This window comes from Catellatospora coxensis (genome assembly GCF_016862635.1).
Classification (GTDB): Bacteria; Actinomycetota; Actinomycetes; order Mycobacteriales; family Micromonosporaceae; genus Catellatospora; species Catellatospora coxensis.
Genome location: NZ_BONI01000092.1, coordinates 19,406 through 33,893, shown reverse-complemented (window position 1 = coordinate 33,893; position 14,488 = coordinate 19,406). Strand labels below are relative to the sequence as shown.

Sequence of the window (14,488 nt, the reverse complement as noted above, 5' to 3'; positions counted from 1 at the left end):
TTAAGAAGGTGCCCTTCCTTTGTCCGTTAGCAGCGGGGGACGCCGGGGATGAAGCCGTCGTAGCCCGTGTAGACGTAGGCGTCGGAGATGAAGCGGCCGGTGCCGATGCGGTCCCAGATGTTGCTGGTGCCGTACGTTCCGGTGACCGTGGTGCCGGTGGTCTGGCACTGGATGGAGACGGTCGCGCCGTCGTTGACGGTGCCGACGGAGGCGTAGCCGGTGCCGGGGCCGGAGCGCACGGTCAGCGGCGAGCCCGCGGTGTTGACGGTGCCCTGCGCCGCGCCGCCGCCGCAGCCGTTGTCGCTGGTGTAGTTCTTGGTGCCCCAGTACAGGGCGGTCACGCCGTTGAACTTGATCTGGACGGCGGAGCCGCCGGAGCGCTGCTCGTAGTGCAGGTGCGGGCCGGTCGAACCGCCGGTGGTGCCGACGTACCCGATCACGGTGCCGTACTTGACGGTCTGGCCCACGGACACGTTGAACGAGTTCAGGTGCGCGTAGTACGTCGTCCAGCCGCTGCCGTGGTTGATCCGCACGTACTTGCCGTAGCTGGTGTCACCGAGGTTGGTGACCACGTCCACGGTGCCGGGCGCGCTGGCCACGACCGGGTCGCCGAGGTCGTCGGTGCGGTTGAAGTCGATGGCGTTGGCGGGGCTGTGGTTGGTGCGGGTCTGGCCCGACCACACCTGGTTGCAGGGGAAGGGGACTTTGAAGGTCGGGGCGGCCATCGCCGGCGAGGCCTCGACCAGGACGGCGGCGGCCACGGCCACGGCGGTCACGGCCAGCCCCAGGATGCGCTTGACGTGCACGGGAATGCTCCTAGCGGTGAAGGTGGATGCGGGGTGAGGGATCAGGCGCAGTGTTCGAAGCCGGAGGTGTAGCTGTTGCCGCCGGCGCTGCCGCCCCACTTCACGCAGCCCGGTGCGGTGCGGATGACCGGCCCGGCGTAGTAGGAGAAGCTGCCGGAGTCCGTTGTCCGGCTCGCTCCCTGCGGCTCCAGGAACGCGCTGGTGGCCGTCGGGGTGCCGACGCTGGCCATCTTGAGGGTGATGACGCAGTTCTGGCCGGTGGAGCCCTTCCACAGCAGGTTCGTGGTGCCCGCCGAGCCCAGCTTCACCGAGTCGATGACCTGGAACCCGCTGCCGCACTCGGCCGCCGGGTCGTACGAGGTGGCGCAGTTGTTGCTGGTCACGTTGGCCGAGCCGTAGCCGAAGGTGCTGCCGTTGAAGACGGCCTTGATGATGTGCGACTGCGACCGGTCCGGGTAGCGCACCTCGTAGTGCAGGTGCGGCGAGATGCCGTTGCCCGGCTTGCTGGTGTTGCCGACCGAGCCGATGGCCTGGCCGCGCAGCACCGCCTGGCCCGCGGTGACGGCGCGGGAGTCCAGGTGGGCGTAGTACGTGAAGTAGCCGCCACCGTGGTCGATGACGACGAGGTTGCCGTAGCCGTTGACGGAGCCCTGGTGCGCGGAGACCTCGACGGTGCCCGCGGCGGCGGCGACCACGGTGTCGCCGAGGTCGGCGGTGGCGGTGGAGCCGCGGTTGAAGTCGATCTCCCAGGAGACGTGGGCGCTGCTGTTGCTGCTGTTGCCGTTCCACGTCTGGCCGCAGGGGAAGGGCAGCTGGAAAGCGGGTGCGGCCTGCGCGGGGCTGCCGAGCAGGACCGCGCCGGCCAGGCCTATGACCAGCGCGGCGGCGCCGGCGAACAATCGTCTAGGTCGCATATGGACGGTTCCCTTCCGTGGGGTGGTGGAACAGGAGGCCCGTTACTGCGCGGGGTGTCCACAGCGTCGCGAGAAGCGCTCCAACGTTTCTCCAGAACCCCTACAGCCGTTCAGCTGAGTGCTCTGGTCCGATCAGCCGAGCACGCGTAGGCTCAGGCGATCGATCACGGTTCGTGTGGGTGGTTGGACGATGTCGGACCGGCTGGAACTGCGCATCCTGGGCTCCTTCGAGTTGACCCTGGGCGGCGTCGACGCACCCGTGGGCGGTGTCAAGCCACGCCAGCTGCTGGCCACCCTCGCGCTCAACCACGGCCGCACCGTGTCGGTGGATCAGCTCATCGAGGTGCTGTGGGGGCAGGACCCGCCCCGGTCGGCGCTGGCCAACGTGCAGACGTACGTCAGCGCGCTGCGCACCCGGCTGGGCGAGGACCGGCTGCGCCGCCAGGCGCCCGGATACCGGCTGGAACTGGACTGCGGCGAGCTGGACCTGCTGCGCTTCGAGGAGTACGCCCGCGGCGGCGACCCGGACAGCCTCGACGCGGCCCTGGGCCTGTGGCGCGGCGAACCGGTGGAGAACCTGCCCGCCTCACCGCTGTGGCGCACGGAGATCGACCGGCTGGTGGAGCGGCGGCGGGCGGTCCGGCAGACCCGGGCCCGGCTGCGCATCGAGGCCGGCCAGCCGGCGGCGGCCGTGGACGAGCTGCGCCGGCTGGTCGCCGAGGAGCCGCTGCGCGAGGAGGCGTGGTCGCTGCTGGTGACCGCGTTGCGCGACGCGGGGCACCGGGCCGAGGCGCTGTCGGCGTACGCCACCGCGCGCCGCACCCTGACCGAGGAGCTGGGCGTGGAGCCGGGCGAGCCGCTGCGCCGCCTGCACCGCACCCTGCTCGTCGAGCAGGAGGGTCCGGCGGTGCTGGGCACCCGGCTGGACGGCGCGGCCGCGCTGGTGCTGCGCGGCCTCGCCCGGCTGGGCATCGCCGCCGCGCCGGGCTGGGTGCCCGCGGCGCTGCTGGACCGGCCGGACGCGGCGGAGGTGCTCGACGCGCTCGACCGGGCCCGCCTGCTGCGCTCCACCGGCACCGACGAGCTGGGCCAGCCGCGGTACGGCCTGCCCGTGCTGGTCGGGCTGCTGGCCCCGGACCTGCCCGGGGAGGCGATCGGCGCGGCGCTGACCCGAGCCCTCGGCGGCTACCTGGAGCTGGCCGAACGCGCCGCCGCCGGGCTGCCGCCGCAGGTGTTCGGGCCCGGCGTCACCGTCGCGGCCCGCTGGCCGGTGCCGAACGCGGCCGAGCTGGCCGGCGACCCGGTGCGCTGGTTCGCCACGGAACGCGACGCGCTGCTCGGCGCGGTCGGGGCGGCCGCCGCCAACGGGCTGTCCGATCTGGCCTGGGAGCTGGCCCACGCCATGGTCGCCTGGTGCGACATGGGCGGGCACACCGCCGAGTGGGAGCAGACGCACCGCACCGCGCTGTCGGCGTGCCGGGCGCAGGGCAATCTGCTCGGCGAGGCGGTGACCCTGCGCGGGCTGGGGCAGCTGCACCTGTACCGCGACCGCTACGAGGAGGCGGCCGAGGCGTTCAGCCGGTCGCGGCTGCTGTTCGCCCGGCTCGGCAACCTGTGCGGGCAGGCCGCTGCGCTGGCCGGGCTGGGCACCGGGCACCGTATCCGGGCCGAGCACGACGAGGCGCTGGACTGCTACCGGCAGGCGCTGGAGGCATACCGGCTGCTCGGGCACCGGCACGGCGAGGCGTACTCACGCGGCGCGCTGGGCATGGTGTGGCTGGCCAGGGGCGACCTCCCCGAGGCGTACCGCGACTTCACCGCCGGGCTGGCCCTGGCCGAGGAGATCGGCGACGAGCACCGGGCCGCGCTGCTGACCCGCCAGCTGGGCCTGCTCCGGCTGCGCAGCGGCGATCCGGCCCACGCGCGGGCGGACCTGATCGCGGCACTGGACCGGTTCGCGGTGCTCGGCGACGCCCACTGCGAGGCGTACTGCCTGACCGACCTGGCCACCCTGGAGGCCCCCGAGGTGGCCGTGCAGCGGCTCACCCAGGCGCTGGAGATCTTCGAACGGATCGGCGACCGTCGCGCCCAGGCCCAGACCGCCCGCCGCCTCGGCGAACTCCACCGCGGCGACGAGCGCTTCGGCCTGTCCGACGCCTACCTCGCCGAAGCCCGCCGCCTCCAGTCCACCGTCGAGATCTCCCGCACCTGGCTCTGAGCCGCCCAAAGGAAGGGCACCTTCCCATCGCCATACGTAGCGGAAGGGCACCTTGTTAACCCCCGGGCCCGCCCTGGCTGCGGAAACGTCAGCGGCCGCGGAAGGTGCGCCGGTACGACGACGGCGACGTGCGCATGCACCGGCTGAAGTGGTGCCGGAAGGTGGCCGGCGAGTCGAACCCGACCGCGGCGGCGACCTGCTCGACGGGGGAGTCCGAGGTCTCCAGCAGCGGCAGGCTGGCCGCCACCCGCTGGTCGATGAGCCAGCGGATCGGGCTGGTGCCGGTGTGCCGGGCGAAGTGCCGCAGGAAGCTGCGCGGCGACATACGCGCGTGCGCGGCCAGCACGTTCACCGTCAACGGCTCGGTCAGGTGGTCCAGCGCCCAGGCCATCGCGCGGGCCACCCCGTCGTCGTCGATCACATCGCGCACCGGCAGCTCGATGAACTGCGCCTGCCCGCCGTCGCGGTGCGGCGGCAGCACCAGCCGCCGGGCGACCGTGTTGGCGATCTGCGCGCCGTGGTCGCGGCGCACCAGGTGCAGGCACAGGTCCAGCCCGGCCGCGCTGCCCGCGCTGGTGATCACCTGGCCGGTGTCGACGTAGAGCACGTCGGGCGTCACCTCGACCAGCGGGTGCCGCTCGCGCAGCAGCGCGGCGTACTTCCAGTGCGTGGTGGCCGCCCGGCCGTCCAGCAGGCCCGCCGCGGCCAGCGCGAACGCGCCGGAGCAGATGGAGACCAGCCGCGCCCCGCGGGCGGCGGCCGTGCGCAGCGCGTCGACCAGCGCGGGGGAGACCTCGGCGCGTACGTCGGCGACTCCGGGCACGATCACGGTGTCGGCGGCGGCCAGCACGTCCAGGCCGTGCCGGGCGGTGATCGAGAAGCCGCCGACGGTGGCCATCGGCTCCGGCGTCTCGGCACAGACCGCAAGGTCGTACCAGGTGACGTCGAGTTCGGGGCGGGGCAGGCCGAACACCTCCACCACGCAGCCCAGCTCGAAGGGCGCCATCCCGGCGAACGCCAGCACCGCGATCCGGTGCCGGGCGCGGGTCTCCAGTGCCACCGGCGTACGCATGGCGAGATCTTAGTGGACAGCGGCGTTCTCGCCACTTCTGGCCGTCCCGCCGGCCCGACAGGATGAAGAGCAGGTGATCGACCAGAAGGAGCCGTACATGTCCACCTCCGCAGTCCTCAGCACGCCCCCGGCCGCCGCCGGCGTCGCCGCCGCGCACTTCGCCGCCCGCCTGTCGTTCGAGGCCGACGTGTCCGACGTGCACGCCGACCTGGCGTCCGGCACACCCGGTTTCGTGCTCGTCGACTCCCGCTCGCTGGAATCCTGGGAGCAGGGGCACCTGCCCGGCGCGGCGCACCTGCCCACGGCGGAGATCGCGGCGCGGGCCGCCGAGGTCGTGCCGGCCGGCAGCGTCGTGGTCACCTACTGCTGGGGGCCGGGCTGCAACGGCGCGACCCGGGCCGCGCTGGCCTTCGCCCGCCTGGGCTACCAGGTCAAGGAGATGCTCGGCGGGTACGAGTACTGGGTGCGCGAGGGCTTCGACACGCAGACCTTCCTCGGCCTGCGCAAGAACGACGTGGACCCGCTGACGGCCCCGGCGAGCGGCGCGGCCTGCGCCTGCTGACGTGGGGGCATCGACGCCGGTGGGGATGGGCCATTGACGACACGCCGAGCCTATATGGGGTCGCTTTCGTGCGGATGCCACTAGATGTAGTGTGATGGCATCGCTGGTCCACCCCTCCGGCCCTCTCGGGGCCGGGTTTCGGGGTGCGCGCGAGCCGCCGCAGGGCGGTCCGCGCTGAGGGAATCCGGTGCGATTCCGGAGCTGCCCCGCAGCGGTGAGTGGGAACGAAGCCGTCCCGCCCTCCCTCCGCGAAGGGGAGAGCGGACAGCACTGGGCCGGTCCGGCCTGGGAAGCGACGGCGTAGGGGGTCCACGGCAGCACGGTGTCCGCACCGCGCCGCCCGGCCGTGCCCACGAGCCCGAAGACCTGCCGGCGTGCGTGCCGCGGACGGTTCCGCGACGCGCCCCGATCCACTCGTGCCCTGCCCGAGCTGCCGCTGCGCGGCGGACCGGGCCCGGCCCCGCTCTCGCACGGTCGCCCTCGCGACCGCCGGGAACCGGGGACCCGCAGGCGCGGCGAGGACGGGACACCGGGCCGCGCGGGATGGTCCACGGTGGATGGTGCGCTGCCCGGATCATCGCGGGCGGGTGCCGTTCGCGTGCCCTCCCGCGCTTCGACGAGGGGGAACGCACTTTGACCAGCACCACCCACCGCGGCACCGCAGCCGATGCGGCTGCGAGCACCGCCGAACTCGGCCTCAGCGCCGCCACGGCGGTCGCGAGCGCGGCGCCGACGCCCACGACCTCGCTGGCGGCCCTGCTCGCCGAGGCGGCGCAGGGCTTGTCCGACGTGGACCACAGGACAGTGCTGACCCCCGTGGCGGCCGGCGTCTGGCCCGGGGCGACCGAGGCCGACCTGCGGCTGCGGGCCGTCGAGACGGCCGCGGCCCTGGTGGCGCAGGAGCCGTCGTACAGCCGCCTCGCGGCGCGCCTGCTCACCGTGCACATCGCCGCCGAGGCCACGACCCAGGGCGTGACCGACTTCCCGAGTTCGGTGCGCACCGCGCACGCGGCCGGGCTGCTCGCCGACGACCTGGCCGCGTTCGTCGCGGCCCACGCCGCCGAGCTGACCGACCTGGTCGACCCGGCGGCCGACGACCGCTTCGAGTACTTCGGGCTGCGCACCGTCTACGACCGCTACCTGCTGCGGCACCCGGTGACCCGCAAGGTGCTGGAGACGCCCCAGCAGTTCCTGCTGCGGGTGGCCTGCGGCCTGATGGGCGAGGTCGGCGACGCGGGCACCGCCGGGCGGCGGCTGCCGGGCAGCGTCGCCGAGGTCGGGCGGCTGTACGCCATCCTCAGCCGCCTGGCCTACCTGCCCAGCTCGCCGACCCTGTTCAACGCCGGCGCCCGGCGTCCGCAGCTGAGCAGCTGCTTCCTGCTCGACTCGCCGCGCGACGAGCTGGAGTCGATCTACGAGCGCTACGGCCAGATCGCGCGGCTGTCCAAGTACGCCGGGGGCATCGGGGTGGCGTGGAGCCGGATCCGGTCCCGGGGCTCGCTGATCCGCGGCACGAACGGGCTGTCCAACGGCATCGTGCCGTGGCTGCGCACCCTCGACTCCAGCGTCGCCGCCGTCAACCAGGGCGGCCGGCGCAAGGGGGCGGCCTGCGTCTACCTGGAGACCTGGCACGCCGACATGGACGAGTTCCTGCAGCTGCGCGACTCGACCGGCGAGGAGAGCCGGCGCACCCACAACCTGCACCTGGCCAACTGGGTGCCGGACGAGTTCATGCGCCGGGTCGAGGCCGACGCGGGCTGGTCGCTGTTCGACCCGAAGGACGTGCCGGAGCTGGTCGACCTGTGGGGTGAGGAGTTCGACACGGCCTACCGGGCCGCCGAGGCCGCCGGGCGCGCGGTGCGCACCGTCCAGGCCCGTGAGTTGTACGGCCGCATGATGCGCACCCTGGCGCAGACCGGCAACGGCTGGATGACGTTCAAGGACGCCGCCAACCGCGCCTGCAACCAGACCGCGGTCGCCGGCAACACGGTGCACCTGTCCAACCTGTGCACCGAGATCCTGGAGGTGACCAGCGACGGCGAGACGGCGGTGTGCAACCTCGGCTCGATCAACCTGGCCGCCCACCTCGGCGGCGACGGCGTCGACTGGGACACGCTGCGCGACACGGTGTGCACCGTGGTACGCGTGCTCGACCGCACCATCGACCTGTCCTACTACCCGACGGGCGAGGCGGCCGGGGCCAACAACCGGTGGCGGCCGATCGGCCTGGGCGTGATGGGCCTGGCCGACGTCTTCTTCACGCTGCGCCTGGACTTCGACTCGCCCGAGGCGCTGGCCCTGTCCACCCGCATCGCCGAGGAGATCGCGCTCGCGGCGTACGACACCAGCGCCGACCTCGCCGCCGAGCTGGGCGTGCACCCGTCGTACGCGGACACCCGCGCCGCCCGCGGGGTCCTGCACCCCGACCACTACCCGGACGCGACCCGCACCCGCCCGTGGGCCTGGGACGAGCTGGCCGCCAAGGTCGCCCGCACCGGCCTGCGCAACTCGCTGCTGATCGCGATCGCGCCCACGGCCACCATCGCTTCGATCGCCGGCTGCGCCGAGTGCATCGAGCCGCCGGTCGCCAACGTCTTCAAGCGCGAGACCCTGTCCGGCGAGTTCCTCCAGGTCAACCGCTACCTCGTCGACGAACTCAAAGCCCGCGGCCGGTGGACCCCCGCCCTGCGCGAGCGCATCCTCGCCGCCGAGGGCTCCATCGCCGACCTCCCCGAGATCCCCGCCGAACTGCGTACCCGCTTCCGCACCGCCTGGGAACTCCCCCAGCGCGCCCTCATCGACCTGGCCGCCGCCCGCACCCCCTACATCGACCAGTCCCAGTCCCTCAATCTCTTCATGGCCTCCCCCGACATCGGCAAACTCTCCTCGATGTACGCCTACGCCTGGCGAAAAGGCCTGAAGACCACCTACTACCTCCGCTCCCGCCCCGCCACCGCCATCACCCAGACGACAGTAAGGAAGGGCACCTTCCCATCGGTTTCCGTAGAGGAAGGGCACCTTCTTGACGCCGCACCAGCGGTGAGCAGCCCGGCTGCCGGGCTCCCGGCACAACCGCTGCGGACCGCGGCGAGCCTGATCAACCTGAACCTGGAGAACCCGGAGATCTGCGAGGCCTGCCAGTGACCACCGACGCCAAGAAGATGCTGCTCGACCCGGGCCTCGACCTGACCCTGCGGCCGATGCGCTACCCGGACTTCTACGAGCGCTACCGCGCCGCCATCCGCAACACCTGGACGGTCGAGGAGGTCGACCTCGGCGGCGACCTGCCCGACCTGGCCTCGCTCAGCGACGGCGAGCGGCACCTGGTCAACCGCCTCGTCGCGTTCTTCGCCACCGGCGACACCATCGTGGCCAACAACCTGGTGCTCAACCTGTACCGGCACATCAACGCCCCCGAGGCCAGGCTCTACCTGAGCCGCCAGCTGTTCGAGGAGGCGGTGCACGTCCAGTTCTACCTGACCCTGCTGGACACGTACCTGCCCGACGACGGCGAGCGGGCGCAGGCGTTCGCCGCGGTGGAGAACATCCCGTCGATCGCCCGCAAGGCGCGGTTCTGCTTCGAGTGGATCGACTCGGTCTTCGACCTGCCCGAGCTGACCACGGCCGGCGACCGGCGGCGCTTCCTGCTCAACCTGATCTGCTTCGCCGCCTGCATCGAGGGCCTGTTCTTCTACGGCGCCTTCGCGTACGTGTACTGGCTGCGTTCCCGCGGCCTGCTGGACGGGCTGGCCGCCGGCACCAACTGGGTGTTCCGCGACGAGTCCATGCACATGGACTTCGCGTTCGCCGTCGTCGACACGGTCCGCGCCGAGGAGCCGGAGCTGTTCGACGACGAGCTGGGCAAGGCGGTGACCCGGATGCTGGAGGACGCGGTCGACGCCGAGCTGGCCTTCGCCGAGGATCTGTGCGGCGCGGGCCTGCCCGGCATGACCCTGGCCGACATGCGGGAGTACCTGCAGTACGTAGCCGACCAGCGATTGGCGCGGCTGGGCCTGCCGGCGCGGTTCGGGTCGCGCAACCCGTTCCCGTTCATGGCGTTGCAGGACGTGCAGGAGCTGGCCAACTTCTTCGAGCGCCGGGTCACCGCCTACCAGGTGGCGGTGCCCGGCACGGTCAGCCTCGACGAGGACTTCTGATCCTCAACTCCCGGCCAGAATCGCACTGAAGCGCTTCTCGGCGAGGTCGAACTGGGCGAAGATGTGCGCCTTGACCTCGCCGAGAAGCGGCGTGTCCGGCCGGGCCACCAGCTCGCGCAGCAGCGGGACCAGGGGCTGGTACTTGGTGGCGGCGCGCAGCACCTTCGGGCCGATGGTGTGGATGACGCCGACGCCGTTGTCGGTGAAGTCGGAGACCTTGATGACCCGGGCCCACGGGTCGACGTCCAGCGACTCGACGACGTGCTCGCGGTACTGCTCGTCCTTGTCGCGGTCGAGGTCGTACTCCGGGTTGGTGACCGCGTTGACCAGCTGCGCGACGCGGGGGCCGAAGCGTCCGGCGAGCACCGCCAGCGCCTGCTCGCGGGGCGGCGGGCCGCTGCGGTGCGCCTGGCCGACGATGCCCCACGGCTGGTCCTCGACCGAGTCGTGCAGCAGGGCGGCGACCAGCACGTCGCGGTCGGTGATCCGGTAGTAGGTGATGATCCGGATGGTGACGCGCAGCAGGTGGTTGAGGTACGGCTCGCGTACCCGGCGCTGCTCGGCGTGCAGCCGGCCGGCCAGCTCCAGCGCCTCGGCGAGCACGGCCTGGTCGGCGGCGGGCAGGCGCTGGATCTCCAGGGCGAACCGGTCCCGCAGGCCCTGCTCGCCGAGCACCTCCGTGATGGCGTGCAGCGGCATGGTCATGAGGTAAGCCGGGGCGTCCATGCCGCCGTTTATATCGGATCAACGCCGCCCGCGCGTCCCCGCTCATATGGACGCCTACGGATATGGCTTCCCGGTGTCGGTAGGCCGACACCGGGAAGCGAGGTCACCAGGAGCGGGCGGGTCAGCGCGGGATCTTCGTGCGGTTGCGGTCGGCCAGCGACCTGGCCAGGCTGAACGGCGGGTTGACCAGGGGCGGGGCCTCGGTGCCGCGCGGCGCGGGGATGAGGGTGGCCGGGACCTGTGCCCGGTGCTTCACCCGGCTGGCGTCCGCGCCGTCGAACTCCTCCTGCGTCATGGCCTGCAGTGCGTTGAACGTCACCCCGATCAGGCACAGCGCCGACAGCAGCACGATCGGCACGATGAGCACGAACGGGCTGAGGCCCTCGACCTGGCCGGTGCCGCCGACGTCGAGCGTGATCCGGATCGCGGCCATCGCGGTGTAGTGCATGCCGCACACCGCGACGCCCATCACCGCCGCGGCGGCGGTGATGGCGCGCATGCCGGAGACGGTCACGGTGAACCACAGCGCGACGGTCGCGGCCACGACGGCGATCAGCACGGACGCGGCCACCAGGCCGAAGTCGTAGCTGACCGTTCCGGCGACCCGCATCGCGGCCATGCCGCTGTAGTGCATCGCGACGACGCCGAGGCCGGTGAAGCCGCCCCCGGCCACGATCCGCAGCGCGGACCGGCGGCCCTGGCCCGCGATGAACAGGCCGATGCCCACGGTGAGCACGGCGAGCGCGAGGCTGATGAAGGTGACGACCGGGTCGTAGCGGACCGGGCTGTCCGGCACGTCGAAGCCGATCATGGCCATGAAGTGCATGAGCCAGATGCCGGTGCCGCCGATGGACAGCGCGGCGATCACCAGCCAGCGGGCGCGCCGCCCGGCGGTGGGCGCGCGGCGGGCGCGGGCTGTGCAGACCAGGCCGAGCATCGATCCGATGAAGGCCATCACGTACGCGGTCACCGGGTTGAACCAGCCGTACGCGAAATGGTGCACTTCTGCCATGGGAGTGCCTCCGGGAGGTTAGGAGGATGCCATTGGCCCATGAATGACGCTCACTCAATCGCACAGCGTGTCCGTGTCCGCACCGTCGATCACCGCTGGCGTACGCCGGGTAGCGTCAGCGGCATGGCAGGCACGAGTGCGTCGGTGGTCGCCCTGGTCGGCATCGACGGTTCGGGCAAGACCACCCAGGCGGTACGGCTGGCCGCGGCGCTCTGCGCGGCCGGGGTCACGGCCCGTTACGGCCGCAACGCCGGAGGCCGGCGCTTCCTGGGGCGGGTCGCCCGCAAGCTGGGCCGCGACGACGCGGTCTCCCTGCTCGGCCGCCGTGGCCTGCTCAGCATCGAGGCCGTGCTGCGCTGGCTGGCCATCGCCCGCTCGCTGGTGACGGCGCGGCTGACCGGCGCGGTGGCGGTGATGGACCGCTACACCCCCTGCCAGCTGGTGAGCATTCGGGCACATGAGGGCGGCGAGTGGCTGGCCCGGACGGTACGCGCGGCTTATGCCCCGTTCCCCCGACCTGCTGTCATCATCTTTCTCGACGTCCCGCCCGAGGTGGCCTACCACCGGGTGGAGCAGCGTGGCGACGACCACGAGGACATCGAATATCTGAACGCGAGCTACGCGGCCTACAAAGACGTACTGTCGGATGCGGTACACGTCGACGGCAGTGGTGATCCCGACGCGGTCGCCGAAGCCGTGTGGGCGGTCGTTTGGCCGGTGGTGAAACGTGGTTTGGCAGTTGACGTGGGGCTGTCATGAAAGTAAGTTTCAACTGTGGCGAAGAAGTCGAAAGTTTCCGAGGAGAATGACAGCGTCTCGCGCGCCGGTCAGGAACCTGTCGGGCTGATCGTTCAGATCAACGGTCTGCTGCCCGCGCTCTCCCCGGCCGAGCAGCGCGTGGCACGGCTCGTGCTCGCCGATCCGGCCGCCTCGGCCCGCCGCACCATCACCGACCTGTCCGCCGCCGCGGAGACCTCCGAGGCGACCGTCATCCGGTTCTGCCGCTCCATCGGCATGTCGGGTTACCCGCAGCTGCGCATCCGGCTCGCCGCCGAGGCCGCGCGCCGGGTCGAGCCGGCAGACTCGCGGGTGGTCGGCGGGGACATCCCGCCCGGCGCCGACATGGCGCAGATCATCGCCACCATCGCCTTCAACGACGCCCGCGCCGTCGAGGAGACCGCCGAGCAGCTCGACCCCGAGGTCTGCGACAAGATCGTGGACCTGCTGGTGAAGGCCTCCCGGGTCGAGGTCTTCGGGGCCGGCGCGAGCGGCTTCGTCGCCGCCGACTTCCAGGCCAAGCTGCACCGCATAGGCCGTGTCGCGTACTACTGGCCCGACCTGCACACCTCGCTCACCTCGGCCGCCCTGCTCGGCCCCGGTGACGTGGCGCTGGGCATCTCGCACACCGGCACCACCGCCGACACCATCGACGTGCTGGAGCGGGCCAAGGCGGCGGGCGCGGTGACCGTCGCGCTGACCAACTTCCCACGCTCGCCGATCTGCGAGGTCGCCGACTTCGTGCTGACCACCGCGGCCCGTGAGACCACCTACCGGTCCGGCGCGATGGCCAGCCGGCTCGCCCAGCTCACCGTCGTGGACTGCCTGTTCGTCGGGGTGGCGGCCCGCACCCGGACCAAGGCGCGCAAGGCGCTGGAGGTCACCGCCGAGGCGGTGCGCGGACGTCGCATCGGCACTGCCCGCCGCCGGTCCGGCGATGCCTGAGCTGCCCACCGGCTCCCTCCCGGTCCGTGTCGACGCCCCCACCGAGCAGCGCTACGCCCCGAGTGCCGACCTCGACCTGCTGGGCACCCGGCAGATCCTGCAAGTGATCAACGAGGCCGACCGCACCGTCGCCGAGGCGGTCGGCGCGGTGCTGGACCCGCTGGCGGTGGTGGTCGAGGACGCCGTGGCGGCGCTGCAGCGCGGCAACCGCGTGCACTACGTCGGCGCGGGCACCTCCGGCCGGCTCGGCGTGCTCGACGCCGCCGAACTCCCGCCGACCTTCAACGCCCCGCCGAACTGGTTCTGCGCGCACATCGCGGGCGGGCCCGGCGCGCTGCTGGCCGCGGTCGAGGACGCGGAGGACGACACCGCGGGTGGGGCCGACGAGATCGCCCGGTGCGCCCGCACCGGCGACGTGGTGGTGGGCATCGCCGCCAGCGGCCGCACGCCCTACGTGCTCGGCGCGCTGCAGGCCGCGGCGGAGCTGGGCTGCCGGACCGCGCTGATCGCCGCCAACCCGCGCGCCGACGCGGCCTCCTGGGTGGACGTGTTCATCGGCGTCGACACCGGCCCTGAAGTGATCACCGGATCGACCCGGATGAAGGCCGCCACTGCGCAGAAGCTGCTGCTCAACGCGTTCTCCAGCGCGGTGATGGTGCGCCTGGGGCGGGTGTTCTCCAACTTCATGATCGACATGGTGCCGACCAACGCGAAACTGCGCGGCCGCATGCTGAACATCCTCGTCGAGGCGACCGGCCACGACGAGGAGGAGTGCCGCCGCACCCTGGACGAGGCCGGCGGCGACCTGCGGGCCGCCCTGGTCGCGCTGCTGGCCGACCGCGAGGTGGCCGCCGCCCGCGGCGCGCTGGCCGGACACGGCAATCGCGTACGCGACGCCGTCGCCGCCCTCACCGACTGAGGCCTCGACACCCGAAAGCCGGACCCCGTTCGTGGGGAGTTCATGGCCGATTGGGTGTGCTTTCCCCTCGGTGGGGTATACGTGTCCTGCGTTCGGGTGGGACAGGTGTGGAACCGTGCAATAGCGCGCACGCTCGGGCGTCACAAGAAATGGCGACGCAGGTCACAGCGTTGTAGTGAGGTGGATCGCTGTACCTATCGACGCTCCGTGGTGTCATAAATAGGGCATTGCGGACCGGTCGGCTCGCTTCCAGCGAGTCGCTAAGTCGGTATCAGCGAGTTCACAGCTTTTCGTGACAGTTTCGATGGGCAACGCGGAATCATCTCCGGGCGTCATCTGTTGTGAAGGTGTCAGTACCGCAAGGCCCTGCGGCGATTACG

Annotated in this window: 12 protein-coding genes and 1 riboswitch; of the genes, 7 read left to right on the top strand and 5 right to left on the bottom strand. The window is 72.0% G+C overall.

Annotated elements, in window-relative coordinates; translation table 11 throughout:
* Positions 1 to 26 precede the first annotated feature (26 nt).
* Together Cco03nite_RS36235 and Cco03nite_RS36230 are read right to left on the bottom strand one after the other, a co-directional pair.
* Positions 27 to 806: a M23 family metallopeptidase gene (locus Cco03nite_RS36235; protein WP_239167942.1), complete on the bottom strand. Its 780-nt coding sequence runs from the start codon at positions 804 to 806 to the stop codon at positions 27 to 29.
* Between the two features lie 41 nt (positions 807 to 847).
* Positions 848 to 1,720: a M23 family metallopeptidase gene (locus Cco03nite_RS36230; protein ID WP_203698530.1), complete on the bottom strand. Its 873-nt coding sequence runs from the start codon at positions 1,718 to 1,720 to the stop codon at positions 848 to 850.
* A gap of 190 nt (positions 1,721 to 1,910) precedes the next feature.
* Here Cco03nite_RS36230 and Cco03nite_RS36225 point away from each other — a divergent pair, with 190 nt between their 5' ends.
* Positions 1,911 to 3,938: an AfsR/SARP family transcriptional regulator gene (locus tag Cco03nite_RS36225; protein WP_203698529.1), complete on the top strand. Its 2,028-nt coding sequence runs from the start codon at positions 1,911 to 1,913 to the stop codon at positions 3,936 to 3,938.
* Positions 3,939 to 4,026: 88 nt separating this feature from the next.
* Here the strand turns inward: Cco03nite_RS36225 and ftrA are convergent, their stop codons facing one another.
* Positions 4,027 to 5,010, bottom strand: coding sequence for a transcriptional regulator FtrA (gene ftrA, locus Cco03nite_RS36220; protein ID WP_203698528.1), 984 nt, complete (start codon positions 5,008 to 5,010; stop codon positions 4,027 to 4,029).
* Positions 5,011 to 5,107: 97 nt separating this feature from the next.
* Between ftrA and Cco03nite_RS36215 the strand changes: the two genes are divergently transcribed.
* From Cco03nite_RS36215 to Cco03nite_RS36205, 3 genes are all read left to right on the top strand, one after another.
* The gene (locus Cco03nite_RS36215) at positions 5,108 to 5,572 is read left to right on the top strand and encodes a rhodanese-like domain-containing protein (protein ID WP_203698527.1); all 465 of its coding nucleotides are present in this window, start codon (positions 5,108 to 5,110) and stop codon (positions 5,570 to 5,572) included.
* 177 nt (positions 5,573 to 5,749) lie between these two features.
* Positions 5,750 to 5,940, top strand: a riboswitch (cobalamin riboswitch).
* 265 nt (positions 5,941 to 6,205) lie between these two features.
* The gene (locus tag Cco03nite_RS36210) at positions 6,206 to 8,716 is read left to right on the top strand and encodes a ribonucleoside-diphosphate reductase subunit alpha (protein ID WP_308440675.1); all 2,511 of its coding nucleotides are present in this window, start codon (positions 6,206 to 6,208) and stop codon (positions 8,714 to 8,716) included.
* 17 nt (positions 8,717 to 8,733) lie between these two features.
* On the top strand, positions 8,734 to 9,729 hold the full coding sequence (locus Cco03nite_RS36205; RefSeq protein ID WP_203698537.1) for a ribonucleotide-diphosphate reductase subunit beta: 996 nt from the start codon (positions 8,734 to 8,736) through the stop codon (positions 9,727 to 9,729).
* A gap of 3 nt (positions 9,730 to 9,732) precedes the next feature.
* Here the strand turns inward: Cco03nite_RS36205 and Cco03nite_RS36200 are convergent, their stop codons facing one another.
* Positions 9,733 to 10,455 carry an HD domain-containing protein gene (locus tag Cco03nite_RS36200; protein ID WP_203698525.1) on the bottom strand — a complete coding sequence of 241 codons (723 nt, stop codon included), beginning with the start codon at positions 10,453 to 10,455 and terminating at the stop codon, positions 9,733 to 9,735.
* A 121-nt stretch (positions 10,456 to 10,576) separates the two neighbouring features.
* Positions 10,577 to 11,467, bottom strand: coding sequence for an MHYT domain-containing protein (locus tag Cco03nite_RS36195; protein ID WP_203698524.1), 891 nt, complete (start codon positions 11,465 to 11,467; stop codon positions 10,577 to 10,579).
* A gap of 123 nt (positions 11,468 to 11,590) precedes the next feature.
* On the opposite strand from Cco03nite_RS36195, the gene Cco03nite_RS36190 reads away from it, so the two are divergent.
* From Cco03nite_RS36190 to Cco03nite_RS36180, 3 genes are read left to right on the top strand one after another with little or no spacing between them, the layout of a single operon-like run.
* A complete protein-coding gene (locus Cco03nite_RS36190) occupies positions 11,591 to 12,226 on the top strand; it encodes a dTMP kinase (protein ID WP_203698523.1) in 636 nt (211 codons plus the stop codon).
* A gap of 15 nt (positions 12,227 to 12,241) precedes the next feature.
* Positions 12,242 to 13,189, top strand: a complete 948-nt coding sequence (locus Cco03nite_RS36185) for a MurR/RpiR family transcriptional regulator (RefSeq protein ID WP_373314411.1) — start codon at positions 12,242 to 12,244, stop codon at positions 13,187 to 13,189.
* The gene (locus Cco03nite_RS36180; protein WP_203698522.1) at positions 13,182 to 14,108 is read left to right on the top strand and encodes an N-acetylmuramic acid 6-phosphate etherase; all 927 of its coding nucleotides are present in this window, start codon (positions 13,182 to 13,184) and stop codon (positions 14,106 to 14,108) included. The genes Cco03nite_RS36185 and Cco03nite_RS36180 overlap by 8 nt, the downstream gene beginning before the upstream one ends.
* Positions 14,109 to 14,488: the final 380 nt, after the last annotated feature.